Origin of the sequence: Pseudomonas sp. 18058 (assembly GCF_902706155.1) — a bacterium.
Lineage (GTDB): Bacteria > Pseudomonadota > Gammaproteobacteria > Pseudomonadales > Pseudomonadaceae > Aquipseudomonas > Aquipseudomonas rustica.
Genome location: NZ_CACSJY010000045.1, coordinates 21,819 through 46,243, shown reverse-complemented (window position 1 = coordinate 46,243; position 24,425 = coordinate 21,819). Strand labels below are relative to the sequence as shown.

Here is a 24,425-nt window from a genome sequence, read left to right as displayed (position 1 = left end):
GGATCAGTCAATGTAGATGTTGACTGATCCGGCGCCTTCGCGAGCAAGCCCGCTCCCACAGGAGGTTGTGGAGATTTCAAGTGATTAGGAGAAGGTCATGAAACTGTTGGTCGTCGAAGATGAGGCGCTGTTGCGCCATCACCTGCAAACCCGTCTCACGGAGAGCGGTCACGTGGTCGAGTCCGTGGCCAATGCCGAAGAGGCGCTGTACCAGACCGGACAGTTCAACTTTGATCTGGCGGTGATCGATCTCGGCTTGCCGGGCATGAACGGCCTCGACCTGATCCGCCAGTTGCGCTCGGGCGGCAAGACCTTTCCGATCCTGATCCTCACCGCGCGCGGCAACTGGCAGGACAAGGTCGAAGGCCTCGCTGCCGGCGCCGACGATTACGTGGTCAAGCCGTTCCAGTTCGAAGAACTCGACGCGCGCCTGAATGCCTTGCTGCGCCGCTCCAGCGGTTTCACCCAGTCGACCATCGTCGCCGGACCGTTGCTGCTCGACCTCAATCGCAAGCAGGCGACCCTCGACGAACAACCGCTGGCGCTGACCGCCTACGAGTACCGCATCCTCGAATACCTCATGCGTCATCACCAGCAAGTGGTGCCCAAGGATCGTTTGATGGAGCAGCTCTACCCGGACGACGACGAGCGCGATCCGAATGTCATCGAAGTGCTGGTCGGCCGCCTGCGCCGCAAACTCGAAGGCCCGGCCGGGTTCAAACCGATCGACACCGTGCGCGGCCTCGGCTACCTGTTCAATGAGCGCTGCACTTGATTCGTTCGCTTCGCGTCCGGCTGATGCTCGCCGCCACCACGTTGGCGGTGTTGTTCATGCTCGCCTTGCTCCCGGCGATGCAGGGCGCGTTCAGCCTCGCGTTGCAGGACTCGATCGAACAACGGCTGGCCTCGGACGTCACCACGCTGATTTCAGCTGCACGCATTGAAAACGGTCGGCTGGTGATGCCGAATCAGTTGCCGGACGAGCGTTTCAACCTCACCGATTTCCGTCTGCTCGGTTACATCTACGACCGCGAAGGGCACTTGGTCTGGCGCTCGAAAGCCACCCAGGAAGAACAGATCAACTACAAACCGCGCTACGACGGCCTCGGCAACGAGTTCGCGCGGATTCGCGAGGCCAACGGTCAGGAATTCTTCGTCTATGACGTCGAAGTCAAACTGCTCGGCGGCAAAAGTGCGGCGTTCAGCATCGTCGCGCTGCAACCGGTGCGCGAATACGAAGTCACCCTCGAAGGACTGCGCGAAAACCTCTACCTCGGTTTCGGCGCAGCTTTGCTGGTGTTGCTGGCGCTGTTGTGGATCGGCCTGACCTGGGGCTTAAAAGCTTTGCGCCGACTCAGTCAGGAACTCGACGAAATCGAAGGCGGCACCCGCGAAAGCCTCACCGAACAACACCCGCGCGAACTGCTGCGCCTGACCGGCTCGCTCAACCGCTTGCTGCACAGCGAACGCCAGCAGCGCAGCCGCTATCGTGACTCCCTCGATGACCTCGCGCACAGCCTGAAAACCCCGTTGACGGTGCTGCAAGGCGTCAGCGAAGCCATGGCCCAGCGCCCCGAAGATCGCGATCAGGCCTGGGTGCTGCAATCGCAGATCGAACGCATGAGCCAGCAGATCGGCTACCAACTGCAACGCGCAAGCCTGCGCAAAAGCGGCCTGGTGCGCCATCAGGTGCGTCTGCAACCGGTGCTGAAAAGCCTTTGCGACACGCTGGACAAGGTCTATCGCGACAAACATGTACGCGTGGCGTTTGACCTGCCGGAGCATTGTTACGTGCCGATCGAGCAGGGCGCCTTGCTGGAAATGATGGGTAACCTGCTGGAAAACGCCTATCGCCTGTGTCTGGGCGAAGTGCGCATCAGCGTGCGTGAAAATCACGCCGGGGTTGAACTGTGCATCGAAGACGACGGCCCGGGCGTACCGCCGGATCAGCGTGCGCGGATTCTCGAGCGTGGCGAACGGCTGGATGCCCAGCATCCGGGCCAGGGGATCGGCTTGGCTGTGGTCAAGGACATCATCGAGAGTTACAGCGCCAAGCTCACGTTGGGAGATTCACCGATGGGTGGGGCGGCGTTCAGGATTCATTTTCCGGCGGTTTAGAGGTCGGCAGTGCTGGCCTCTTCGCGAGCAAGCCCGCTCCCACAGGGAAATGCATTTCAAATGTGTGGGCTTGCTCGCGAAGGCGTCAGTGAGTACGCCACAGAATTTATGACGGCCTCACTGTTCCTGCGCCCGATAAGCCCCCGGTGTCAGCCCCGTCCATTTCTTGAACGCCCGGTGAAACGCCGACGGCTCAGAAAACCCCAACTGCTCGGCAATCTGCTGCAACGACAAATCCGCGCGCCCCAAATGGTAGATGGCGATATCCCGCCGCAGCTGATCCTTCAGCTCCTGAAAACTCGTGCCTTCCTCACGCAAATGCCGGCGCAACGTCTGCGGGCTGATGTGCATCTGCGCGGCCACCGCTTCCAGATCCGGCCAATTCACGCTGTCGCGACTGAGCAAGCGGCGCAGCCGACTACTCAGGCTGTCGCCATCGTCCGGGCGCGACAGCAGGTCAGCGGGGGAGCGTTCGAGGAAGTGTTTGAGTGTGCGCTCGTCCTGCAACAACGGCATGTGCAGGTAGCGGCTGTGAAACAGCAGGCTGCTCTGATCGCTGGCAAACGTCATCGGGCAGGGAAACAGCAAATCGTATTCCGCGCCGTGTTCGGGGCGTGGGTAGCTGAACGTCACCTGCTCCAGCCGGATGCGCTGGCCAATCAGCCAACTGCCGAGGCGATGCCAGATCACCAGCAGGCTCTCGGTGAGAAAGTGATCCGGATCCCACAATTGCAAATCATCAAGGCTCAAACGTACCCATTCGTCTTCGCGGCTCAGGGTCAGGCGCGGGCCTTGCGGGAATAGGCTATAAAACAATAAGCCGCGTTGCAGAGCCTTCTCCAGATTGCGGCAATGAATCGAGGCGTGGCACATCATCGCGAAGCTGCCGGGCTTGCTCGGTGCGTTGCCGAAACCGAGGTATTCGTCGTCCAGCGCCAGCCACAGGCCCTGGATCAACTGAGTGAACTGTTCCGGCGCGAGACGCGCGCGAGGTTCGTCGAGCAATTCCGGGCTGATGCCCAGTTGCAGCAACAGACTCGAATAGTCGAAACCCAGGCGGCGTGCGCCACCGAGGGCGGCACGGGCGAAATGACTGGCGATGGTGCGTTCGCGCATAAGCGACAAATCCTTCCTCAGGCGCCGGATGGTAGCCGGGGGTGATGCGAGCAACAAGGCGGATTTCCGCCAAATTGTAGGACGACAAGCGGCGAGTTGGCGGAAATCCGCCACACTCAACTCACCGGAAGGTGACACTGAAAACACCTGCAGCCCTTGATGTCAAAAGGCTTGCCGGGAAATGCACCAAAGTGGCACGGCGTTTGCGATAAGAGCGACAGAAGCGTGCGTTTATCCCGCCCGGAAAACGCCGCTCCAACAACAAATCCCTCCAGTGCAGGAGGGTTCGCAATTCAGGTTTCGCGGCGTAACAGATGGATGTTGCACGCGGGGCTCTTGAGGAAACTTGCAATGACGACTCGTCAGCCACTGTACAAATCCCTGTATTTCCAGGTGATCATCGCGATCATCATCGGTATCGCGCTTGGTCATTACTACCCGCAGTTCGGCGTGGCGGTAAAGCCGCTGGGTGACGGGTTCATCAAACTGATCAAAATGATCATCGCTCCGATCATCTTCTGCACCGTAGTCAGCGGCATCGCTGGCATGCAAAGCATGAAATCGGTCGGCAAGACCGGTGGTTACGCGCTTCTGTACTTCGAAATCGTTTCGACCATCGCTCTGCTGGTTGGTCTGGTTGTGGTCAACATTGTGCAGCCGGGCAACGGCATGCACATCGACGTTGCCACCCTCGACGCTTCGAAAGTCGCTTCCTATGTCGCGGCGGGCGCTGACCAAAGCGTTGTCGGCTTCCTGCTCAACGTGATCCCGACCACCATCGTCGGCGCGTTCGCCACCGGTGACATCCTGCAAGTGCTGATGTTCTCGGTGATCTTCGGCTTCGCCCTGCATCGCCTGGGTGACTACGGCCGTCCGATCCTCGACTTCATCGATCGCTTCGCCCACGTGATGTTCAACATCATCAACATGATCATGAAGCTCGCGCCAATCGGTGCCTTCGGTGCCATGGCCTTCACCATCGGCGCTTACGGCGTGGGTTCGCTGGTGCAGCTGGGTCAACTGATGATCTGCTTCTACATCACTTGCCTGCTGTTCGTGTTGATCGTGCTTGGCGGTATCGCCCGCATGCACGGTTTCAGCGTGCTGAAGATGATCCGTTACATCCGTGAAGAGCTGCTGATCGTACTCGGCACCTCGTCGTCGGAATCGGTACTGCCACGCATGCTGATCAAGATGGAGCGTCTGGGCGCGAAGAAATCGGTAGTGGGTCTGGTGATCCCGACCGGTTACTCGTTCAACCTCGACGGCACCGCGATCTACCTGACCATGGCTGCGGTGTTCATTGCTCAGGCAACCGACACGCACATGGACATCACGCACCAGATCACTCTGTTGGTGGTGCTGCTGCTGTCCTCCAAAGGCGCAGCCGGTGTGACCGGTTCGGGCTTCATCGTGCTGGCCGCGACTCTGTCGGCGGTAGGTCACTTGCCGGTGGCCGGTCTGGCGCTGATCCTCGGTATCGACCGCTTCATGTCCGAAGCACGCGCACTGACCAACCTGGTGGGCAACGCTGTTGCGACCATCGTGGTTGCCAAGTGGGTGAAAGAGCTGGACACCGACGTGCTGCAATCCGAGCTGGCATCGGGCGGTCGCGGTATCGCTGATACCCGCCCTGAAGATGATCTGGGTGTGGCTGAAGGCCCGGCCCCGAGCAGCGTCAAGTAACACCTTGTAGTAAGGGGCTTAACTGTGGCGAGGGAGCTTGCTCCCGCTGGACTGCGCAGCAGGCCCCGGCTTTTGTATTTAGAACGGGGGGCCGCTACGCGACCCAGCGGGAGCAAGCTCCCTCGCCACAGATGGACTGAAAAACCTGCTTTGGCAGGTTTTTTATTGCCTGCGATTTGAGCGTAACGGTCACACCCGCTGACATATCCGGTGATTGCTGCTTCGGCAATGGCTGCCTAGGCTGAGTGCATCGCCCAAGGAGTTCGCCCATGTCTGCACCGCTGGCCTCACTGAAAATCCTCGATTTCTCCACGCTGTTGCCGGGGCCGTTCGCGTCGCTGTTGCTGGCGGACATGGGCGCCGAGGTGCTGCGTATCGAATCGCCGACGCGCATGGATCTGCTGCGCGTATTACCGCCGCACGATGGCGGGATGTCTGCCAGTCACGCCTATCTCAATCGCAATAAGCGCAGCCTGGCGCTGGATCTCAAGCAGCCCGAAGCGCTCAAGGTGATCAAGCAATTGCTGGCGGATCACGACATCGTCCTGGAACAGTTTCGTCCCGGCGTGATGGAGCGTTTGGGGCTCGGATACGAGGCACTGAAGGCGATCAATCCAAAACTGATCTACGTGTCGATCACCGGTTACGGCCAGACCGGCCCGTACAAGGATCGCGCCGGGCATGACATCAACTATCTCGCCCTCGCCGGGCTCTCCAGCTACACCGGTCGCGCCGACAGCGGGCCGTTGCCGTTGGGTATGCAAGTCGCGGATGTCGCCGGTGGTTCGTTGCACGGGGTGATCGGTTTACTCGCAGCGGTGATTGCGCGTCAGCAAACGGGGCAGGGCACCCATCTGGACGTGAGCATGACCGATTGCGCATTCAGCCTGAATGCCATGGCCGGCGCCGGGTATCTGGCTTGCGGCGAAGAGCCGGGCTGGGAAGACCAGATGCTCAATGGCGGCAGCTTTTACGACTATTACCGTTCGCGGGATGGGCGCTGGATGTCGGTTGGCAGTCTGGAGCCGGCGTTCATGCAGCAGCTGTGTACGGCGCTGGGCCGGCCGGAGTTGGCGGCGCAGGGCTTGTCGCCGAAACCTGAGCAGCAGCGGGCGCTGAAGGAAGCATTGAAGATCGAGTTCGAACGGCATGACTTTGCTGAACTGTGCGAACTGTTTGCCGGGATCGATGCGTGTGTCGAACCGGTGTTGAATTTGAGTGAGGCGGTGCGGCATCCGCAGTTGCAGGCGCGCGAACTAGTGACGCAGGTGCCGCGCGGGGATGGCACGACGCAGGCGCAGATGGCGTGTCCGTTGAAGTTTTCCGAGGATTTACCGGCGCCACGGCATGTCGGGGCGGTGTTAGGGCAGCATACGGATGAGGTGTTGGGGGCGTTGGGGTTTAGTCCTGAGCGGATTGCAGAATTGCGCTATGCCAAAGTCGTTCTTTAGTGCCTCTACCGGCCCTTTCGCGAGCAAGCCCGCTCCCACTTTTAAATGCGTTCCCCTGTGGGAGCGGGCTTGCTCGCGAAGAGGCCAGTCGCTGCAACACAAATCTGACTATTCCACCCGCATCTCACCACTAAACACCAACGTATTCCGGCAGCTACGACACAAATACCGCCGCCCCTGCCGCACCAGGCTATGCCGCTGCGCCGAGAACGGAAAATCACTGTCCACGCACGGGCATTTGTAGATATAGCGGGTAACGCTGCGACGTTTAATGGCGTAGGTATGGCAGCGATCCGGCGGCAGTTCGTAAACCCCGCGCATGATCAATTGCCATTCCTCGCCGTGCGGCTGAATGCGGTCGCCAAACAACTGATGGGCGATCAGGTGCGCAACTTCGTGGGCCACGGTTTGTTTGAGGAAATGTTCAGTGTTTTCCCGGTACAGCTGCGGATTGAAGCGCAGCAGGTTCTCGTGCAAATGCGCGACACCGGCTTTTTGCCCGCGCAGCTTGAGACTGACGACAGGGCGTTGGAAGTGACGTTTGAAAAAGGATTCAGCGAGTTGGTAACAGTCTTCGACGCGGGTATTGAGTTGCTCGGGCATGCTTGATGGATCTCCAGAGACGTCGAGTATGCCGCAACCCTGGGGACTTGCGAATCGTCGAGCTGCCGAATGGTCATCCGGCAAACGACAAGGCCGCCTCGCGGCGGCCTTTATGAACAAGACGTTTGCTAGTTGGTGTAGACAGGCCCTACGCCCAGCCCCCAGACGATCACGGTAAACGCCATGATGGCGACCAGCACCACAAGACCCACCGCCAGCACTGAGCTTGAGAACAGGAAACCTTCGTCCGACGGAATATTCATGAACGTCGGCAGCCCCACGTACAACAGATAAACCGTGTAACAGATGGCCGCCGTGCCGACGATCATCCCCAGCCACATATGCGGATACAGCGCCGCCAGTCCGCCGACAAACAACGGTGTTGCGGTGTAAGTGGCGAATGCGACACAACGGGCCAGACTCGGGTTGGCGTCGTATGTACGCGCCATCCAGTGCACGAAAGCGCCCATGACCGCGACGCCGCCAAGCATCGCCAGGTACGACATGACGGTCATCCAGATCGCGCTTTCGACCGTGAGCATCACCGGTGCGCGGTTGCCGATCACCCAGCCGACCTGAGTGGTGCCGATAAACGCCGAAATGGCGGGGATCGCCGCCAGAATCAGCGTGTGTGTCAGGTACATGTGGCTGATGCTTTCCTCTTGGTCGCCACGGATTTCCTTCCATTCCTGATCGGGGTGGGTAAAAAGTCCCACTACGTGATGGATCATGCCAGTCACTCCTCTTGTTATTGCCATCGCCCCCCAACGGAGCGCCTACGGGCCAATGAGGCCGAGCAAAGTCAGGTCATGGATGTGTGCGACCTTATGTCGCAGTATAGAAAGGACTTAACCGCACAGGTATTAGGGGCTTAGAGCAAATCGCGCTGTAAACACGGGGCTTAATCGCCTTGGGGTCTTGCTGGTAAGGCATTTTTGATGCTTGAAACACTTTTGTGGCGAGGGGATTTATCCCCGTTCGGCTGCGCAGCAGTCGCCAAGCCATTCACCGCGCAGTGTCAGGCAATACGAGTTCTCAGGTTTTGGGGCTGCTTCGCAACCCAACGGGGATAAATCCCCTCGCCACAGATGCTTCGCCCACGCGAGGTTTTTGCGTAAAATGCCGGCTTTTCGTCACACCTCACGGATTTCGCGTCATGGGCACTCTTACGGTCAACCAGAACAAACTGCAAAAGCGCCTGCGCCGCCTGGCCGGCGAAGCGGTTGCTGACTTCAACATGATTGAAGACGGCGACAAGGTCATGGTCTGCCTGTCCGGGGGCAAGGACAGTTACACCATGCTCGACGTGCTGCTGCACCTGCAGAAGGTTGCACCGATCAAGTTTGAGATCGTCGCGGTGAACATGGATCAAAAGCAGCCGGGCTTCCCCGAACACGTGCTGCCGGCCTATCTGAGAGAACTGGGCGTCGAGTACCACATCGTCGAGAAAGACACCTACTCGGTGGTCAAGGAACTGATCCCGGAAGGCAAGACCACCTGCTCGCTGTGCTCACGTCTGCGTCGCGGCACGCTGTACACCTTTGCTGACGAAATCGGCGCGACAAAAATGGCCCTCGGTCATCACCGCGACGACATCGTCGAGACGTTCTTCCTCAACATGTTCTTCAACGGTTCGTTGAAAGCCATGCCACCGAAGCTGCGCGCCGACGACGGCCGCAACGTGGTGATCCGTCCGCTGGCGTACTGCAACGAAAAAGACATTCAGGCCTATTCGGACCTCAAAGAATTCCCGATCATCCCGTGCAACCTCTGCGGTTCGCAGGAAAACCTGCAGCGTCAGGTGGTCAAGGAAATGCTCCTGGACTGGGAACGCAAGACACCCGGTCGAACGGAAAGCATCTTCCGCAGTCTGCAGAATGTCATCCCGTCGCAACTGGCCGACCGCAACCTGTTCGACTTCACCAGCCTGAAGATCGACGAGACTGCGGCTTCGCGCTTCGTGAACGTCGTCAATCTGTAAACCCCATTTCTGTGGGGCCACACTTTTGTGGCGAGGGGATTTATCCCCGTTGGAGCGCGAAGCGCACCCAGAATAGTCTGGGGCTGCTGCGCAGCCCATCGGGGATAAATCCCCTCACCACAGGGCCCCGCATTAGTTTCTTTATTCAATTCACCAGGAGAGGGCATGCGCGATTACAAGTGGCTGCACGAATACTGTCTGAACCGCTTCGGTTCGGCGGCTGAACTGGAAGCCCATCTGCCCGTTCCCAAGACTCCCGCACAACTGCGCAAAATCAGCGACGACCGCTACCTTTCGACCATGGCCCTGCGCGTGTTCCGTGCCGGCCTCAAGCACAGTCTGGTCGACGCCAAGTGGCCGGCCTTCGAGGAAGTGTTCTTCAAGTTCGATCCGGAAAAAGTCGTGCTGATGAGCGCCGAACACCTCGAGCGCCTGATGCAGGATGCGCGGATCATTCGCCACCTCGGCAAGCTGAAAAGCGTGCCGCGCAATGCGCAGTTCATTCTGGATGTCGAGAAGGACAAGGGCAGTTTCGGCGCACTGATCGCCGACTGGCCGGTGACCGATATTGTCGGATTGTGGACGTACCTGAAAAAGCACGGCCATCAACTCGGCGGGCTGTCAGCGCCACGGTTTTTGCGCATGGTCGGCAAGGATACTTTTGTGCCGAGCTACGACGTGGTTGCGGCGCTCAATGCGCAGAAGATCGTCGACAAGGTGCCGACCAGCCAGCGTGATCTGGCGATTGTGCAGAATGTCTTCAATCAGTGGCATGAAGAGAGTGGCGGACGGCCGATGAGCCAGATTTCGATGATGCTTGCTTATACCGTTAACCATTGAGACTGCGTTGCCCCATTCGCGAGCAAGCCCGCTCCCACATTTTGGAATGCGCTTCCCTGTGGGAGCGGGCTTGCTCGCGAAGGCGTCAGCTCAGGCGACGCTGATCTCGCCTTCACCCGCCAACTTGCGATTCAACTGATACCGCCACCGCACATACAACAGCGCCGAGCAAAACACCGCCAGGCTCGCGACCATCTCCAGCACACCAAACAACTGCCGGTTCGGATCATACGCCGCCAGTGCGCCTTTGATGAAATACAGATTCACCACAAAACACATCCACGAATGACCACGGGCGCTGCCCATGATCATCGCCGGGGCGAGAACCAGCCACGGGATCAGCTCGACCAGCAGAATTACCCACGGCCGCGCGCCGTGCAGATCGGCGAAGATCAGATAGTACGCAGCGAGCAACCCGGCCAAGGCAAAAAAGCTCAGCAGACTGACCACCCGCATCGCTTTCACGCGCGGCTCAAGCCACTCGACCGAGGGCAGGATTTTCGGCTTCTTCGCCACCGTCAGCCCTCCAGTTTCTGCGCAGTCTTGGCCAGACGATGGCCGAGCGCACGGCACAGCGCGACTTCGTGCTGATCCAGACCCTTTTTGCCGTCCGCCCCAGCGTGATGGCTGGCGCCGTAAGGCGTGCCGCCGCCCTGGGTTTCCAGCAGTGCCGATTCGCTGTACGGCAGACCGGTGATGAGCATGCCGTGGTGCAGCAGTGGCAGCATCATCGACAGCAGCGTGGTTTCTTGACCGCCGTGCAAACTGGCGGTGGAGGTGAACACGCCGGCCGGTTTGCCAACCAGAGCACCGGTCAGCCACAGATTGCTGGTGCCATCGAGGAAGTATTTCAGCGGCGCGGCCATGTTGCCGAAACGCGTCGGGCTACCGAGGGCCAGGCCGGCGCAGTTTTTCAGATCATCCAGCGTGGCGTAGAGCGCGCCTTCGTCCGGAATGCTCGGTGCAACGGCTTCGCACTCGGTGGAGATCGCCGGCACGGTACGCAAACGCGCTTCGAGGCCAGCCTGCTCGACACCGCGAGCAATCTGCCGCGCCATCTCGTTGGTCGAGCCATTGCGGCTGTAATACAACACCAGAATGTACGGCGCGCTCACGGCAGCAACTCCAGCATATTTTCCGGCGGACGACCGATCACGGCTTTGTCGCCGACTTCAAGAATCGGACGCTCCATCAGTTTCGGATGCTGGGCGATGGCGTCGATCAATTGCGCTTCGCTGAGGCTTTCATCCGCCAGTTGAAGCATTTTGTATTCATCTTCCCCGGTACGCAGCAACTGGCGTGCGCTGATCCCGAGCTTGCCGAGCAGGGCCTTGATTTGCGCCGCATTCAGCGGGGTTTCGAGGTAACGCACGACGTTTGGGCTCAGGCCGCGGGCTTCGATAAGTTCCAGCGCGCCGCGGGATTTCGAGCAGCGCGGATTGTGATAAAGCGTCAGATCGGTCATGGCGGGTCGCTTCTGGCGTAAAGTGGCGGCTATTCTAACTGTGCAGCGCGCAATCCAGAACCGTCAGAGGCGATGGGTCGCAGGCGCGTTTAAATTTTCACAAGGAACATGACATGACACGGCGATTGGCAGCGGCATTGACGATTATCGGGGCGTTGATGCTGGGGGGCTGCGGTAACGACTACGGCATCGACCAGAACGGGCAGAAAGTCGCGTCCGAGCGTCTGGACAAACAATGGGTTGTGCTCAACTACTGGGCCGAATGGTGCGGGCCGTGCCGAACGGAGATTCCGGAACTCAATCATCTGGCTGACGAGCTAAAGGGCAAGAACGTCGGCGTGTTCGGGGTTAACTTCGACAACGTGCAGGGCGCGGAGCTGAAAGAGGCCAGTGAAAAACTCGGTATCAAGTTCACCGTGCTGGCGCAGGATCCGGCGGAGTTGTTTGACGTGCCGCGCAGTGAAGCGCTGCCGGTGACGTACATCATCGACAACAAGGGCAAGGTGCGTGAACAGCTGATGGGCGAGCAGACGGCGGCGGGGGTGATGGCGAAGCTGGAGGCTCTGCAGGCTACCAAATAGGTTGTTGCCGGTCAGGCTCGTTCCCACGCCGGAGTGTGGGAACGATCAAAAGATCGCAGCCTTCGGCAGCTCCTACAGGGGGTACGCGGATTCATGTAGGAGCTGCCGAAGGCTGCGATCTTTTTTGCGGCTGAACAATCAACCCTCTTCCAGCCACCAACGCAAAGGCTTGCCTTCAGCCGGCCAGAAGCGCATCTGCTCGATTGGCGAGATGTCCCAGCGCTCGACATGCTCCAGCGCCTCGAGGAAGCGTTGCTCCTGCTCCATCAACGCCGGCGCGCACAGTTTGCGGGTCTTGCCGATTTTGCCGAAGCTCAGCTTGTCGCCTTCCAGCGTGTACGGCGCGAACCAATGGTTGCAGCCGCCGTTGCCGTAAGCGCGACCATCCTCGCCGAGGGTCACGGTCAGATGGCTGTAATCCATCAATGGCCGTTCACCGATCCACTCCAGAATGTAGCTGCGGTTTTGTTGCAGTTGCACAGGCTCAGCCGCACAACCCACCAGACCAACACCGACCAACGCGGTCAGGGCAAAGCGTTTCATCACGCAGGCTCCTGGCATTTCGGGCACAGGTGCTTGTCGCCAACGGCTTTCCAGCCCAGCTCGGCAATCCGCGCGGTGGCGGCCGGTTTCTCTGCGGTTTTGCCCAGCTTGGCGTCCACGGCGAATTCAAAGCTCAGCTCTTTGGCGCAGCTGTCGCAGCTGACTTGCCAGGTGTGGATCGCCAGTTCGCCGAACACCGGGCCGGTGGTCATCGCAGTCCATTGGCCCGGCGGATTGATCAGGTGGCGGACGGTTTCGACGGTCAGGCGCATGGACAAATCCTTGCTGCCTTTGAGAGTGACCAACAGCGCGTCACCGATGCGGATCGAACCACCGTTGCCGGTGACCTGATAGCGGCCCGGAACGAGGGCGCGGCATTCGGTGAGGGTGTGTTGCGGGTTCATCAGCGTGTAGCGGAAATCGTGTTCGACCATGGGTCCTCCAAATATGCGCGACATGCTAGCACGGGCTCGATTGCAGGATGATGCGCGCGTGCGACCTTCGATCCGGTTCAAATCGACCCGCACCCATGGCAAACTGCCGCCCTCGACTCTGAAGGAACGGAACATGGCGCTGATCGAATGTTATGAATGCAAGCGGAACATCAGTTCCGAAGCCTTGGTGTGCATTCATTGCGGGGCCCCGATGGCCGAGCAAGCGGCGCATGTGCAAGCGCAGGCCGCCGCTGCCCCCACGAAGGCCTCGACGATTTCTTTCGGCAGTCTGCCGCGCAACAAGGCTGTGCCGGAGGCCGTTGTCCCGCCCGCCGCTGAACCGCTACCGAAAGTGATGCCCGCCGCAGCAGGGCGCCGTCGTCGTCAGCAAGCGGCGCAACCGGTTCCACCTCAGATCAATGTCGATGGCAGCCGCCCGGTCGAAGGCTGGCTGAAGATCATGATCTTCCTGCTGCCGATGGTGTTTGTCTGGTTCCTGCTGCGCAACGGGCATTCGGCGAAACAACGGCTGTTCGGCTTCGGCTGGCTGGCCTTGCTGATTCTGGCGTCGTCGCTGTCGCCGAAATAACGGTCAGCCCTCGACCTGGTTCTGCGGCGCACCCGCCGCCCAGGTCGCGATGTTGTGCAGCGTGGTTGCCGCGATCGCGCCCAGTGCCTCGCGCGTGAGAAACGCCTGATGCGCGGTGATGATCACGTTAGGAAAGGTCAGCAATCGCGCCAGCACATCGTCCTGCAACGGCAAGTCCGAACGATCCTCGAAAAATAGCTGTGCTTCTTCTTCGTAGACATCCAGCCCCAGATAACCGAGTTGCCCATCCTTCAGTGCGTCGATCAGCGCTGGCGTGTCGACCAATCCGCCGCGCCCGGTGTTGATCAGCATCGCGCCGGCCTGCATGTGCGCCAGTGAATCGCGGTTGATCAGGTGTTTGCTCTGCTCATTGAGCGGGCAGTGCAGGCTGATGATTCGCGACTGCGCGAGCAGCTCCGGCAAGCTCAGATAACGCGCGCCCAAAGCGACAACGTCCGGGTTTGGATACGGGTCGTAAGCGAGCAACTTGCAGCCGAAACCGTGCATGATTTTCGCGAAGGTCGCACCGATCTGCCCGGTGCCGACGATGCCCACCGTTTTGCCGACCAGATCAAACCCGGTCAGACCGTGCAGGGTGAAGTCGCCTTCGCGGGTGCGGTTGTAGGCGCGGTGCAGGCGACGGTTGAGGGCGAGAATCAATGCCACCGCGTGTTCAGCGACAGCATGCGGCGAATACGCGGGAACACGCACGACCGCCAGTCCTAAACGCTTGGCGGCAGGCAGATCGACATGGTTGTAACCCGCCGAACGCAAGGCAATCAGCCGTGTGCCGCCAGCGGCGAGACGTTCCAGCACCGGCGCGCTGAGGTCGTCATTGATAAAGGCGCAAACCACTTCGTGCTGATCGGCGAGGGCCGCTGTGTCGAGGCTGAGCCGGGCCGGTTGAAAATGCAGTTCGAGATTCGCCGGGCAGTCGGCGGCGAGGAAGCTGTCGCGGTCGTAGGTCTGGCTGCTGAAAACGATCGTGCGCATGAAATCCTCCTGGAGCATCGACGCGGGTTGAGACACCCGCGAGCACTTTAGCGGCAACAGCGGTAAGCGGTGTTGCGCTGGGTCAGGCGCTGATCTTCGCTTGCGTGGCCAGGCGATTGATCGAGCGTTCCAGTTCATCCAGCGCTGCCGAGGCCTTGGGGTCATCCTGCTTGAGCAGGGTTTCGCTGCGCTGGCAGGCCGCGCGCAATTGCGGCACGCCGCAGTAACGGGTGGCGCCGTGCAAGCGATGCACGCGCTCGAGCAAAGCGTTTTGATCGTGGCTGTCGCGGGCCGTGCAAATCGCTTCGCGGTCGGCTTCAAGCGAGGCCAGCAGCATCGCCAGCATGTCCGCCGCCAGATCGGCTTTGCCGGCGGCCAGGCGCAAACCTTCGTCGTGATCGAGCACCGGCAATTCATGGTTGAGTGCAGCGCTGTCGCTGAGTCGATCCGGCGCCTGATTGCGCAAGGCCAGACCGGTCCACTTCAACACCACCTGCGCCAGTTGCCGCTCGCTGATCGGTTTGGTCAGGTAATCGTCCATGCCGCTTTGCAGCAGCGCGCGTTTTTCGTTGGCCATCGCGTGGGCGGTGAGGGCGACGATTGGCAGCGGCGTGCAATGCCGCTCGCTTTCCCACTGGCGAATGGTTTCGGTGCTCTGGCGCCCGTCCATGCCGGGCATCTGCACGTCCATCAGCACCAGATCGAAGGATTCCGTTTGCACGGCTTTGACAGCGGCGTAACCGCTTTCGACCGCGAGCACTTTGGCGCCCATGTCTTCGAGCAAGGTCTGCACCAGCAACAGGTTTGCCGGGTTGTCGTCGACGCACAGCACACGCGGCGCACGACTCGACAACGGTTCGCCCGGTTCGCTGCGCATCTGGCGCGGATTGACCAGATCGGACAGGGCGCGACGCAACTTGCGCGTACACGCCGGTTTCGCCTGCAACTGGCTGTGCGGGTTGGGCACCGACAGATGGAACAGCGTCTGTTCGGTGGTCGGGCACAGCACCAGCACTTTGCAACCGAGGTGTTCGAGATCCCAGATGTGCTGGTTCAAACGCTCCGGCAGCATGTCATTGCTGGTGATGCCGATGACCGCCAGATCAATCGCCTGATCGGTCTGATGCGCGCCGGTGACGCCATTGGTCAAGGTTTCGAGGGTATTGAACGGCGTGACGTCGAGGCCGCAATCTTCCAGTTGATGCTGCAAGGCCTGACGCGCCAGTTCATGATTTTCCAGCACCGCCACGCGACGCCCGAGAAGCGGCGCGGCGGGCAGGTCTTCGGCGTCGTCGCGGGTTTTTGGCAGGCTCAGGCTGATCCAGAATTCCGAGCCTTCGCCCGGCGTGCTGTCGACACCGATCTCGCCGCCCATCTGCTCGATCAAACGTTTGGAAATCACCAGCCCCAACCCGGTGCCGCCGGGCTGGCGCGACAACGAATTGTCGGCCTGACTGAACGCTTGAAACAGTGCGCGCACGTCCTGATTCGACAGGCCGATGCCGGTGTCCTGAATGCTGATGCGCAGTTGCACGCTATCTTCGTGCTCTTCTTCGAGCATGGCGCGGGCGACGATGGTGCCTTCGCGGGTGAACTTGATCGCGTTGCTGACCAGATTGGTGAGGATCTGCTTGAGGCGCAGCGGATCGCCGACCAGCGACAGCGGCGTGTCGCGATACACCAGACTGACCAGCTCCAATTGCTTGGCGTGCGCGGCGGGGGCGAGGATGGTCAGGGTGTCCTGCAACAGGTCGCGCAGGTTGAATGGAATATGGTCGAGCACCAGTTTGCCGGCCTCGATTTTCGAGAAGTCGAGGATCTCGTTGATGATGCCCAGCAGGCTATCGGCGGATTTTTCGATGGTGCCCAGATAGTCGAGCTGACGCGGGGTCAGTTCGCTTTTCTGCAACAGATGCGTGAAGCCGAGAATGCCGTTGAGTGGCGTGCGGATCTCATGACTCATGTTGGCGAGGAATTCGGATTTGATCCGGCTCGCCTCCAGCGCTTCTTTGCGCGCCAGATCCAGTTCGATGTTCTGGATCTCGATGGTTTCCAGATTCTGGCGCACGTCTTCGGTGGCCTGATCGACGCTGTGCTGCAACTCTTCGCGGGCGTTCTGCAGGGTGCCGGCCATGCGATTGATGCCGGAAGCGAGTTCATCCAGTTCCTGACTGCCGAGCGGCGGCAGGCGGGTTTCCAGATGACCGTCCTTGAGTTGCGCGACGGCCTGTTTGATCTGGCCCAGCGGACGGTTGATGGTGCGGCCCATGCGCAACGCGAGCAGCGCGGCACCGGCCAGACCGGCGACTATTAATAGAAGGCTGGCAAACAGACTGCGATAACCGCGTAGCAACATGCCGTTGTGCGACAGCTCCAGTTCGACCCAGCCGAGCAGGCGATCGGACTCTGCCGGGATCAGTTCGCCGGCGAGGTTGCGGTGCTTACCGAACACCGGCATCAGGTAACGCGTCGCGTCATTGCCGCTGCGTCGTTGCAGTTGCGCGCTGTCGCCGCTCGGCGCCTGATTGAGCATGGTCGGGCCGGCGTGGGCCAGCGGCGAGCGATCCGGCGCAAGGAAGGTCACCGCGCGCACGTCGGGTTGTTCAAGGGATTGCGTGGCGATGCGCTCGAGCAACTCATTGTTGCCGTGGCCCATGGCGGGCGCGACCAGCGGGGCCAGTTGTTCGGCGATCATTTCGCCGCGCTGCATCAATTGGCTCTGCAAGTCGGACTGCTGCATCCAGGTGAAATAGCCACCCAGCACCAGCGCCATCAGGCTGGTCGGCAACAAGGTCAGCAACAACACGCGACCTTTGATTCCCAGTTTCTTGAGCACGCCTATCTCCTGCATCCCGCTGATCTGTTGACTCATGCGTGCATCCGGCACGCGACATTGGCGCAGTGTAGCGATTTGCTTGCGGGCAATCTCCGGAAAAATGGTGTCGCCATCGGTCAGCGCATAGGTGCTCGTTTGTCCGAAGGGCTAACCATCAGTTGCCCGATGCCCGGCAATCTTGAATAATCGCCCTCAACTGAGAATGACTTGCAGATACTCATGACTCCTGTTTCCGTTGGCCAGCCACGCATACTTTCCATCGAAGACGATCCGGTACTCGGCGCCTATGTTCACGAACATCTGGGCCGCAGCGGCTTTCAGGTGACCTGGTGCCAGAACGGTCAGGAGGGCTTGAACATTGCCAAGCGCCAGCCGTTCGACGTGGTGCTGATGGATATTCTGCTGCCGGGCATGGACGGTTTGAACGTGCTGACGCAATTGCGTCAGAGCCATTCGACGCCGGTGCTGCTGATGTCTGCCCTGGGTGCCGAGGCCGATCGCATCAGCGGTTTTCGTCTCGGCGCTGATGATTATCTGCCCAAGCCGTTCAGCATGGCCGAGCTGCATGTGCGCATCGAAGCGATCCTGCGCCGGGTCGCGCTGGATCGACGTCCGGCGGCGAGTGCGCCTGCCGCGACGATTAGCGCGCTGCATTTTGACGATGAACAGTGCGACGTGTTTTTCCGCGATCAACCTGCCGGGCTGACCCGCAGCGAATTCCGTCTGCTGGAAACCCTCAACCGCAACGATGAAGAAGTGCTGAGCAAAGCCTTCCTTTATCAGCACGTTTTGCAACGCGGCTACGCGGCCCACGATCGCAGCCTCGATATGCACATTAGCCAGATCCGCCGCAAACTCAAAGCCATCGGTTACACCGAGCGGGAAGTGCGCACGGTGTGGGGCAAGGGCTATGTACTGAGCGGTGCCGATGAAACTGTCTGAACTGCCGGGCCGCCATTCGCTGTTCTGGAAACTCGCCTGTCTGCTGGTCGCCTTCTGTCTGCTGATGATCTGGCTGAGCTGGTCGTGGGGCCGCTATATGGAGGAGCGCAATCAGTTTCTCTCCGATGAGGCGCGCGGCACGCTGGCGCGGTATGCCGGGGAGGCCGAACGTGCCTGGCAGCGCGGTGGTCGCAGCGGTATTGATGACTGGTTACAGAGCATGGAATTGCGCGAGGCCAGTTGGGTCGGCGTGATCGGCGGCAATTTGCAGTCGCTGAGCAACGATCCGCTGAACGATCAGGAAACCCAGCACCTGACCTTTTTGCGCGGCCTCGACTGGCCGATTCACAAACAGGGGCGGCCGTGGCTGCGCATTCCATTTCCCAAAGACCCGGCCGCCGGCAGTCTGGTAATCGAATTGCCCGAGCGTTTTCTGCCGGGCAAATATCGGGTGTTCTGGCGGGTGATCACCAACGGCGTGATTCCGGGACTGTTCACTTTGCTGTTGTGTGTCGGGTTGTATCGCTTGCTGGTGGTGCCGCTGAATAATTTGCGCGAACAGGCCAACGCCTGGCGTGCCGATCAATTGAATGTGCGGTTGTCGAGCGGGATTACCCAGCGCCCGGATGAACTCGGTGAACTGGCGAGAGCGTTTGATTCGATGTCCGAGCGCCTGCAATCGACCGTCGCCCTGCAACAGCAATTGCTCCGCGACCTGTCCCACGAATTGCGCACGCCGCTAAGCCGCCTGCGCGTGGCCAGCGAAAGTGAGCAAGGTCTGCCGCAATTGCGCGATCGCATCGGGCGTGAAGTCGACGGCATGCAGCGGCTGGTCGAAGACACCTTGCAACTGGCTTGGCTCGACACCGACCGCACGCCACTGCCCGACGAGGCAATCCAGATTCAGGCGCTGTGGGAAATGCTTACCGACAACGCCTGTTACGAAAGCGGCTGGCCGAGCCTGCAATTGCAGTGTTCGGTCGAGGCATCGTGCTGGGTGCGCGGCAATCTCAACACGCTGGCGCAGGCGCTGGAGAACATTTTGCGCAACGCGATTCGGCATTCGCCGGAAGGCGGGATCGTCCGGCTCGATGGGCGGCGTGATGGCGATTACTGGCATTTGTGGCTGGAGGATCAGGGCGGTGGTGTGGCTGACGCGGATCTGCAGCGAATCTTTCTGCCGTTTACCCGACTGGATGGCTCGCGGCCCGGCGACGGTGGGTTTGGTTTGGGGCTGAGCATTGCGCGCAATGCGGTGCAGCGTCAGGGGGGGAGTATTTGGGCGGAGAATGGCGGGGCGGGGTTGCGGTTGAATTTGCGCTTGATGGCGGATGATTGCAGTGCGCCGACTGACGCCATCGCGAGCAGGCTCACTCCTACATTGGATTTGCGTTCACCGCAAATCGTCTGAACAGCATCGATCCCCTGTAGGAGTGAGCCTGCTCGCGATGAGGCCCTTCGATTCAGTATTCACCTTAAAAGTCTCACCAGTGGTGAGACAAATGCTGCTTATTCCCATAAACCATAAGCACCGCACTTTGCGTGATATGGCCTGCGCGGGTTTGCCGGTATGATAGGCGCCCCCGCACGTCTGGATTGCGAATACGCCATGACCTTGCAGTACCCAACCATCGCCGATTGCGTCGGCAACACTCCGCTGGTGCGTTTGCAGCGCCTGCCCGGTGCCACCAGCAACACCCTATTGCTCAAGCTCGAAGGGAATAACCCGGCGGGTTCGGTCAAGGACCGTCCGGCGTTGTCGATGATCACTCGCGCCGAGTTGCGTGGGCAGATCCACGCCGGCGATACGCTGATTGAAGCGACTTCGGGTAATACCGGCATTGCGCTGGCCATGGCCGCCGCGATCAAGGGTTACAAGATGATCCTGATCATGCCGGACAATTCCAGCGCCGAGCGTAAAGCGGCGATGACCGCTTACGGTGCCGAGCTGATTCTGGTCAGTCAGGAAGAAGGCATGGAAGGCGCGCGCGATCTCGCGCAGCGTATGGAAGCCGAAGGCCGTGGCAAGGTGCTCGATCAGTTCGCCAATGGCGACAATCCTGAGGCGCACTACACCACCACCGGCCCGGAAATCTGGCGTCAGACCCAGGGCACCATCACCCACTTCGTCAGTTCGATGGGCACCACCGGCACCATCATGGGCGTTTCGCGCTACTTGAAAGAGCAGAGCGACAACGTGCAGATCGTCGGTTTGCAGCCGATGGAAGGCTCGGCCATTCCCGGTATCCGCCGCTGGCCGCAGGAATACCTGCCGAAGATTTATCAGGCCGATCGCGTTGATCGCATCGTCGACATGGCGCAAAGCGAAGCCGAGGACGTCACCCGTCGTCTGGCCCGTGAAGAAGGCATCTTCTGCGGCGTGTCCTCGGGCGGTGCGGTGGCAGCGATGCTGCGCCTGTCCAAAGAAGTTGAAAACGCGGTGATCGTCGCGATCATCTGCGACCGTGGCGACCGTTACCTGTCGACCGGCATTTTCGACGCGCCCAACTGATGGCCAAGCACGAGAGAGGCCTGCGCTTCCAGCCCACCGGTGGCAGCAAGGCTGCGCAAATCCCGACCGGCAAGAAGCAGCGCTTGAGCATTGAGCGCCTGGCCAATGACGGTCGCGGCATCGCGTTTTTCGAAGGCAAAACCTGGTTCGTCCTCGGCGCCCTTGCCGGTGAAGAGGTCGAAGCGCGGGTGCTCGGCGCCCACGGCAAAGTGGTCGAGGCGCGTACCGAGCGCGTGTTCACCGCCAGCGAACTGCGTCGCCCGGCGCCGTGTCAGCATGCCGGTCGTTGTGGCGGTTGCAGCGTTCAGCATTTGCCCCACAGCGAACAGCTTGCCCTGAAACAGCGCATGCTCGCCGAGCAATTGTCGCGCGTTGCCGGTGTCGAACCTGAAGAGTGGGCAGCGCCGCTGACCGGCCCGGAATTCGGCTATCGCCGTCGTGCCCGGATCGCGGTGCGCTGGGACATGAAAGCGAAGAAACTCGAAGTGGGCTTCCGCGCGGCTGGCAGTCAGGACATCGTCGCGATCAGCGAATGCCCGGTGCTGGTACAGCCCTTGCAACTGATCATGACCCGTTTGCCGGAGATGCTCCGTCGCTTGAGCAAGCCGCAAGCGTTGGGTCACGTCGAGTTGTTCAGCGGTTCGTCGCTGGCGGTATTGCTGCGGCACATGGCGCCGTTGTCCGAAGCGGATCTGAGCATCCTCAAGGACTTCTGCCAATTCCATGAAGCGCAACTGTGGCTGCATGGCGAAGGCGAACCACAGCCGGTCGATGCCACGCAGTCGCTGGGCTATCGCTTGGAGCAGTGGGATTTGAACCTGGTGTACCGGCCGGGCGACTTTATTCAGGTCAACGCTGGCGTCAACGAAGCGATGGTCGCGCAGGCGCTGGACTGGTTGAAGCCAGGCAGCGATGAGCGCGTGCTGGATCTGTTCTGCGGCCTCGGCAACTTTGCCTTGCCGCTGGCCAAATCCGTACGTGAAGTGGTGGCGGTCGAAGGCGTGCAGACCATGGTTGATCGCGCCGCAGCCAACGCTGCTAGTAACAATTTGCATAACACAAAGTTTTTTCAAGCCGATTTATCCCAGCCTTTGAGCCATGCTCAGTGGATCGGAAACGGTTTTTCTGCGGTACTCTTGGATCCACCGCGTGACGGTGCTTTCGAGGTGGTACGCAAGCTTGCGACCCTGGGCGCGAAGCGGTTGGTGTATGTGTCGTGCAACCCGGCAACGCTGGCGCGCGACACGGTCGAATTGATCAAGCAGGGCTACCGGTTAAAACGTGCCGGGATTCTCGATATGTTTCCTCAGACGGCACATGTCGAGGCCATGGCGTTATTTGAAGCGAGCCAGGATGGCTCGTCTGAATCCGCCTGACCTGTCCGCGCAGCGCTCGCGTCAGCCCCGCGAGCGCAAACGGGCAGTAGAGGTCAGCGATTTGACGCATTGAATCTGCGTCGTAGGGAAGGTAAAGCAAGATGGTACAGGTGAGAGCACACCAGCCGATCAACACTGACGGCAGTATCAATCTCGAGGCTTGGCTCGATCACGCGGTCAGTGTCGATCTGGCACTGGATCGCGAAGCCTTGAAAGAAGCCTGCGAGTTCGCTCGCGAGGCCGAACAACAGTCCAATGCCAAGAAGAATCTGTGGGCCGAAGGCTCCGGCAGTTTCAGCACGGGACTTGAGATCGCCGAGATTCTCGCCGACCTCAAACTCGATCAGGATTCGCTGGTCGCTGCGGTGCTGTATCGCGGCGTGCGCGAAGGCCAGATCGAACTCGCGGCCATCAGCCAGCGCTTCGGCCCGGTGGTGGCCAAACTGATCGACGGCGTGCAGCGCATGGCTGCGATCAGCGCCAGCCTCAGTCCGCGTCAGTCGATGGTGATGGGCACGCAAGGGCAGGTGGAAAACCTGCGCAAGATGCTCGTGGCGATGGTCGACGATGTGCGCGTCGCGCTGATCAAACTGGCCGAACGTACCTGCGCGATTCGTGCGGTGAAAACCGCCGACGATGAAAAGCGTAACCGCGTCGCCCGCGAAGTGTTCGACATCTATGCGCCGCTCGCGCACCGCCTCGGCATCGGTCATATCAAATGGGAACTGGAGGACTTGTCCTTCCGTTACCTCGAGCCGGATCAATACAAACAGATCGCCAAGTTGCTCCACGAGCGACGGCTTGATCGCGAGCGTTTCATCGCCGACGTGATGACCCAGCTCAAGGACGAATTGCAGGCCACCGGCGTTGACGCCGACATCAGCGGCCGGGCCAAACACATCTATTCGATCTGGCGCAAAATGCAGCGCAAGGGTCTGGAATTCAGCCAGATCTACGACGTGCGTGCCGTACGTGTGCTGGTGCCGGAAATGCGCGACTGCTACACCGCGCTCGGCATCGTCCACACCTTGTGGCGGCACATCCCGAAAGAATTCGACGACTACATCGCCAACCCGAAAGAGAACGGCTACCGCTCGCTGCACACGGCGGTGATCGGCCCTGAGGGTAAAGTGCTTGAGGTGCAGATTCGTACGCACTCGATGCACGAAGAGGCCGAACTCGGCGTCTGCGCGCACTGGCGCTACAAAGGTACCGACGTCAAATCCGGTTCGAATCACTACGAAGAGAAAATCTCCTGGCTGCGTCAGGTGCTCGAGTGGCACGAAGAGCTGGGCGATATCGGTGGTCTGGCCGAACAGTTGCGCGTCGATATCGAACCGGATCGGGTGTACATCTTCACCCCCGACGGTCACGCCATCGACTTGCCGAAAGGCGCGACGCCGCTGGACTTCGCTTACCGCGTGCACACCGAGATCGGTCACAACTGCCGTGGCGCGAAGATCAACGGGCGTATCGTCCCGCTCAACTACAGCCTGCAGACCGGTGAACAGGTCGAGATCATCACCAGCAAGCACGGCACGCCGAGCCGCGACTGGCTGAACTCGAACCTCGGTTACGTCACCACCTCGCGGGCGCGGGCGAAGATTGTTCACTGGTTTAAATTGCAGGCGCGTGATCAGAACGTCGCCGCCGGTAAAACCCTGATCGAACGCGAACTGGCGCGCCTCGGTCTGCCAGCGGTGGACTTCGACAAGCTGGCCGACAAGGCCAACATGAAAACCGCCGAAGACATGTTCGCCGCCCTTGGTGCCGGCGACTTGCGTCTGGCGCAACTGGTCAACCTCGCGCAGCAACTGGTCGAGCCGGAACGCGGTAATGAACAGCTGGAACTGATACCGCGCAAAGCCACCGGTTACAAACCGGGCAAGCGCGGCGACATTCAGATTCAGGGCGTCGGTAACTTGATGACGCAGATGGCCGGCTGCTGCCAGCCGCTGCCGGGAGATGCGATTGTCGGCTACATCACACAGGGCCGTGGTGTGAGCATTCACCGTCAGGACTGCGCCTCGGTGCTGCAACTGTCGGGGCGCGAGCCAGAGCGGATCATTCAGGTCAGCTGGGGCCCGGTGCCGGTGCTCACCTATCCGGTGGACATCATCATCCGTGCTTACGACCGCTCCGGTCTGCTGCGTGACGTTTCCCAGGTGCTGCTCAATGAGCGCATCAACGTGCTGGCGGTCAACACCCGCTCGAACAAAGAGGACAACACCGCGTTGATGTCCCTGACCATCGAGATCCCGGGTCTGGATGCGCTGGGGCGGTTGCTGGGGCGTATATCGCAGTTGCCGAACATCATCGAAACGCGGCGTAACCGTACCCCGTGAAGATGGCTTCGATT

The 24,425-nt window shown here is 60.4% G+C and carries 23 protein-coding genes; 13 read left to right on the top strand and 10 right to left on the bottom strand.

Translation table 11 applies throughout. The annotated features are described in order from the left end of the window. Nucleotides 1–97: 97 nt before the first annotated feature. Nucleotides 98–775 (top strand): response regulator transcription factor, encoded by a 678-nt coding sequence (locus GVL50_RS21500; protein WP_053122799.1) that lies wholly within the window; start codon nt 98–100, stop codon nt 773–775. Beyond that, a complete protein-coding gene (locus tag GVL50_RS21495; RefSeq protein WP_159814996.1) occupies nt 772–2,118 on the top strand; it encodes an ATP-binding protein in 1,347 nt (448 codons plus the stop codon). The genes GVL50_RS21500 and GVL50_RS21495 overlap by 4 nt, the downstream gene beginning before the upstream one ends. A 117-nt stretch (nt 2,119–2,235) precedes the next feature. Here the strand turns inward: GVL50_RS21495 and GVL50_RS21490 are convergent, their stop codons facing one another. Next, nucleotides 2,236–3,234, bottom strand: coding sequence for an AraC family transcriptional regulator (locus GVL50_RS21490; RefSeq protein WP_159814995.1), 999 nt, complete (start codon nt 3,232–3,234; stop codon nt 2,236–2,238). Nucleotides 3,235–3,585: 351 nt separating this feature from the next. On the opposite strand from GVL50_RS21490, the gene GVL50_RS21485 reads away from it, so the two are divergent. Both GVL50_RS21485 and GVL50_RS21480 read left to right on the top strand, forming a co-directional pair. After that, entirely contained in the window at nt 3,586–4,920 is a 1,335-nt protein-coding gene (locus GVL50_RS21485; RefSeq protein ID WP_159814994.1) for a dicarboxylate/amino acid:cation symporter, read from the top strand. Between the two features lie 269 nt (nt 4,921–5,189). After that, entirely contained in the window at nt 5,190–6,371 is a 1,182-nt protein-coding gene (locus tag GVL50_RS21480) for a CaiB/BaiF CoA-transferase family protein (protein WP_159814993.1), read from the top strand. Nucleotides 6,372–6,479: 108 nt separating this feature from the next. On the opposite strand, the gene GVL50_RS21475 is transcribed toward GVL50_RS21480, so the two are convergent. Together GVL50_RS21475 and GVL50_RS21470 are read right to left on the bottom strand one after the other, a co-directional pair. Further along, the gene (locus GVL50_RS21475) at nt 6,480–6,974 is read right to left on the bottom strand and encodes a SprT family zinc-dependent metalloprotease (RefSeq protein WP_053122789.1); all 495 of its coding nucleotides are present in this window, start codon (nt 6,972–6,974) and stop codon (nt 6,480–6,482) included. Between the two features lie 128 nt (nt 6,975–7,102). Then, on the bottom strand, nt 7,103–7,705 hold the full coding sequence (locus GVL50_RS21470) for a Yip1 family protein (RefSeq protein ID WP_053122787.1): 603 nt from the start codon (nt 7,703–7,705) through the stop codon (nt 7,103–7,105). Nucleotides 7,706–8,130: 425 nt separating this feature from the next. On the opposite strand from GVL50_RS21470, the gene ttcA reads away from it, so the two are divergent. Together ttcA and GVL50_RS21460 are read left to right on the top strand one after the other, a co-directional pair. Next, nucleotides 8,131–8,955, top strand: coding sequence for a tRNA 2-thiocytidine(32) synthetase TtcA (gene ttcA / locus GVL50_RS21465; protein ID WP_159814992.1), 825 nt, complete (start codon nt 8,131–8,133; stop codon nt 8,953–8,955). Nucleotides 8,956–9,120: 165 nt separating this feature from the next. Next, nucleotides 9,121–9,795, top strand: a complete 675-nt coding sequence (locus GVL50_RS21460) for a DNA-3-methyladenine glycosylase I (protein WP_159814991.1) — start codon at nt 9,121–9,123, stop codon at nt 9,793–9,795. 90 nt (nt 9,796–9,885) lie between these two features. On the opposite strand, the gene GVL50_RS21455 is transcribed toward GVL50_RS21460, so the two are convergent. Genes GVL50_RS21455 through arsC form a run of 3 tightly spaced genes read right to left on the bottom strand, consistent with a single transcriptional unit; the run spans nt 9,886 to nt 11,260 of the window. Then, on the bottom strand, nt 9,886–10,311 hold the full coding sequence (locus GVL50_RS21455; protein ID WP_053122782.1) for a DUF2069 domain-containing protein: 426 nt from the start codon (nt 10,309–10,311) through the stop codon (nt 9,886–9,888). Between the two features lie 2 nt (nt 10,312–10,313). Beyond that, nucleotides 10,314–10,910 carry an NAD(P)H:quinone oxidoreductase gene (gene wrbA, locus GVL50_RS21450; RefSeq protein ID WP_053122780.1) on the bottom strand — a complete coding sequence of 199 codons (597 nt, stop codon included), beginning with the start codon at nt 10,908–10,910 and terminating at the stop codon, nt 10,314–10,316. Further along, nucleotides 10,907–11,260 carry an arsenate reductase (glutaredoxin) gene (arsC, locus tag GVL50_RS21445; RefSeq protein WP_159814990.1) on the bottom strand — a complete coding sequence of 118 codons (354 nt, stop codon included), beginning with the start codon at nt 11,258–11,260 and terminating at the stop codon, nt 10,907–10,909. Before arsC ends, wrbA begins: the two co-directional genes overlap by 4 nt. 113 nt (nt 11,261–11,373) lie before the next feature. Here arsC and GVL50_RS21440 point away from each other — a divergent pair, with 113 nt between their 5' ends. Beyond that, nucleotides 11,374–11,841 carry a TlpA disulfide reductase family protein gene (locus GVL50_RS21440; protein WP_159814989.1) on the top strand — a complete coding sequence of 156 codons (468 nt, stop codon included), beginning with the start codon at nt 11,374–11,376 and terminating at the stop codon, nt 11,839–11,841. Between the two features lie 138 nt (nt 11,842–11,979). Here the strand turns inward: GVL50_RS21440 and GVL50_RS21435 are convergent, their stop codons facing one another. Together GVL50_RS21435 and GVL50_RS21430 are read right to left on the bottom strand one after the other, a co-directional pair. Further along, a complete protein-coding gene (locus GVL50_RS21435; RefSeq protein ID WP_053122774.1) occupies nt 11,980–12,384 on the bottom strand; it encodes an META domain-containing protein in 405 nt (134 codons plus the stop codon). Then, nucleotides 12,384–12,818, bottom strand: coding sequence for a hypothetical protein (locus GVL50_RS21430; RefSeq protein ID WP_159814988.1), 435 nt, complete (start codon nt 12,816–12,818; stop codon nt 12,384–12,386). Before GVL50_RS21430 ends, GVL50_RS21435 begins: the two co-directional genes overlap by 1 nt. Before the next feature lie 133 nt (nt 12,819–12,951). Here GVL50_RS21430 and GVL50_RS21425 point away from each other — a divergent pair, with 133 nt between their 5' ends. Next, a complete protein-coding gene (locus GVL50_RS21425) occupies nt 12,952–13,407 on the top strand; it encodes a hypothetical protein (RefSeq protein WP_159814987.1) in 456 nt (151 codons plus the stop codon). Between the two features lie 3 nt (nt 13,408–13,410). On the opposite strand, the gene GVL50_RS21420 is transcribed toward GVL50_RS21425, so the two are convergent. Continuing rightward, nucleotides 13,411–14,400 (bottom strand): 2-hydroxyacid dehydrogenase, encoded by a 990-nt coding sequence (locus GVL50_RS21420; protein WP_159814986.1) that lies wholly within the window; start codon nt 14,398–14,400, stop codon nt 13,411–13,413. A gap of 82 nt (nt 14,401–14,482) precedes the next feature. Then, nucleotides 14,483–17,236: a response regulator gene (locus GVL50_RS21415; protein WP_159814997.1), complete on the bottom strand. Its 2,754-nt coding sequence runs from the start codon at nt 17,234–17,236 to the stop codon at nt 14,483–14,485. A gap of 219 nt (nt 17,237–17,455) precedes the next feature. On the opposite strand from GVL50_RS21415, the gene GVL50_RS21410 reads away from it, so the two are divergent. The 5 genes from GVL50_RS21410 (at nt 17,456) to relA (ending at nt 24,411) form a co-directional block, all read left to right on the top strand. Then, a complete protein-coding gene (locus GVL50_RS21410; RefSeq protein ID WP_159814985.1) occupies nt 17,456–18,178 on the top strand; it encodes a response regulator transcription factor in 723 nt (240 codons plus the stop codon). Further along, entirely contained in the window at nt 18,165–19,589 is a 1,425-nt protein-coding gene (locus tag GVL50_RS21405) for a sensor histidine kinase (RefSeq protein WP_159814984.1), read from the top strand. Before GVL50_RS21410 ends, GVL50_RS21405 begins: the two co-directional genes overlap by 14 nt. A 198-nt stretch (nt 19,590–19,787) precedes the next feature. Continuing rightward, nucleotides 19,788–20,690, top strand: a complete 903-nt coding sequence (gene cysM, locus GVL50_RS21400; protein ID WP_053122764.1) for a cysteine synthase CysM — start codon at nt 19,788–19,790, stop codon at nt 20,688–20,690. Beyond that, complete coding sequence (rlmD, locus tag GVL50_RS21395; protein WP_159814983.1) at nt 20,690–22,066, top strand: 23S rRNA (uracil(1939)-C(5))-methyltransferase RlmD; 1,377 nt, start codon at nt 20,690–20,692, stop codon at nt 22,064–22,066. Before cysM ends, rlmD begins: the two co-directional genes overlap by 1 nt. A 101-nt stretch (nt 22,067–22,167) precedes the next feature. Beyond that, nucleotides 22,168–24,411, top strand: a complete 2,244-nt coding sequence (gene relA, locus GVL50_RS21390; protein WP_053122760.1) for a GTP diphosphokinase — start codon at nt 22,168–22,170, stop codon at nt 24,409–24,411. Nucleotides 24,412–24,425: the final 14 nt, after the last annotated feature.

Bases quoted from the DNA above. Each gene is read 5' to 3' on its own strand.
- GVL50_RS21500 (WP_053122799.1), top strand. From the start codon at position 98: ATGAAACTGTTGGTCGTCGAAGATGAGGCGCTGTTGCGCCATCACCTG.
- GVL50_RS21490 (WP_159814995.1), bottom strand. From the start codon at position 3,234: ATGCGCGAACGCACCATCGCCAGTCATTTCGCCCGTGCCGCCCTCGGT.
- GVL50_RS21485 (WP_159814994.1), top strand. From the start codon at position 3,586: ATGACGACTCGTCAGCCACTGTACAAATCCCTGTATTTCCAGGTGATC.
- GVL50_RS21480 (WP_159814993.1), top strand. From the start codon at position 5,190: ATGTCTGCACCGCTGGCCTCACTGAAAATCCTCGATTTCTCCACGCTG.
- GVL50_RS21475 (WP_053122789.1), bottom strand. From the start codon at position 6,974: ATGCCCGAGCAACTCAATACCCGCGTCGAAGACTGTTACCAACTCGCT.
- GVL50_RS21470 (WP_053122787.1), bottom strand. From the start codon at position 7,705: ATGATCCATCACGTAGTGGGACTTTTTACCCACCCCGATCAGGAATGG.
- ttcA (WP_159814992.1), top strand. From the start codon at position 8,131: ATGGGCACTCTTACGGTCAACCAGAACAAACTGCAAAAGCGCCTGCGC.
- GVL50_RS21460 (WP_159814991.1), top strand. From the start codon at position 9,121: ATGCGCGATTACAAGTGGCTGCACGAATACTGTCTGAACCGCTTCGGT.
- arsC (WP_159814990.1), bottom strand. From the start codon at position 11,260: ATGACCGATCTGACGCTTTATCACAATCCGCGCTGCTCGAAATCCCGC.
- GVL50_RS21440 (WP_159814989.1), top strand. From the start codon at position 11,374: ATGACACGGCGATTGGCAGCGGCATTGACGATTATCGGGGCGTTGATG.
- GVL50_RS21435 (WP_053122774.1), bottom strand. From the start codon at position 12,384: ATGAAACGCTTTGCCCTGACCGCGTTGGTCGGTGTTGGTCTGGTGGGT.
- GVL50_RS21430 (WP_159814988.1), bottom strand. From the start codon at position 12,818: ATGGTCGAACACGATTTCCGCTACACGCTGATGAACCCGCAACACACC.
- GVL50_RS21425 (WP_159814987.1), top strand. From the start codon at position 12,952: ATGGCGCTGATCGAATGTTATGAATGCAAGCGGAACATCAGTTCCGAA.
- GVL50_RS21420 (WP_159814986.1), bottom strand. From the start codon at position 14,400: ATGCGCACGATCGTTTTCAGCAGCCAGACCTACGACCGCGACAGCTTC.
- GVL50_RS21410 (WP_159814985.1), top strand. From the start codon at position 17,456: ATGACTCCTGTTTCCGTTGGCCAGCCACGCATACTTTCCATCGAAGAC.
- GVL50_RS21405 (WP_159814984.1), top strand. From the start codon at position 18,165: ATGAAACTGTCTGAACTGCCGGGCCGCCATTCGCTGTTCTGGAAACTC.
- cysM (WP_053122764.1), top strand. From the start codon at position 19,788: ATGACCTTGCAGTACCCAACCATCGCCGATTGCGTCGGCAACACTCCG.
- rlmD (WP_159814983.1), top strand. From the start codon at position 20,690: ATGGCCAAGCACGAGAGAGGCCTGCGCTTCCAGCCCACCGGTGGCAGC.
- relA (WP_053122760.1), top strand. From the start codon at position 22,168: ATGGTACAGGTGAGAGCACACCAGCCGATCAACACTGACGGCAGTATC.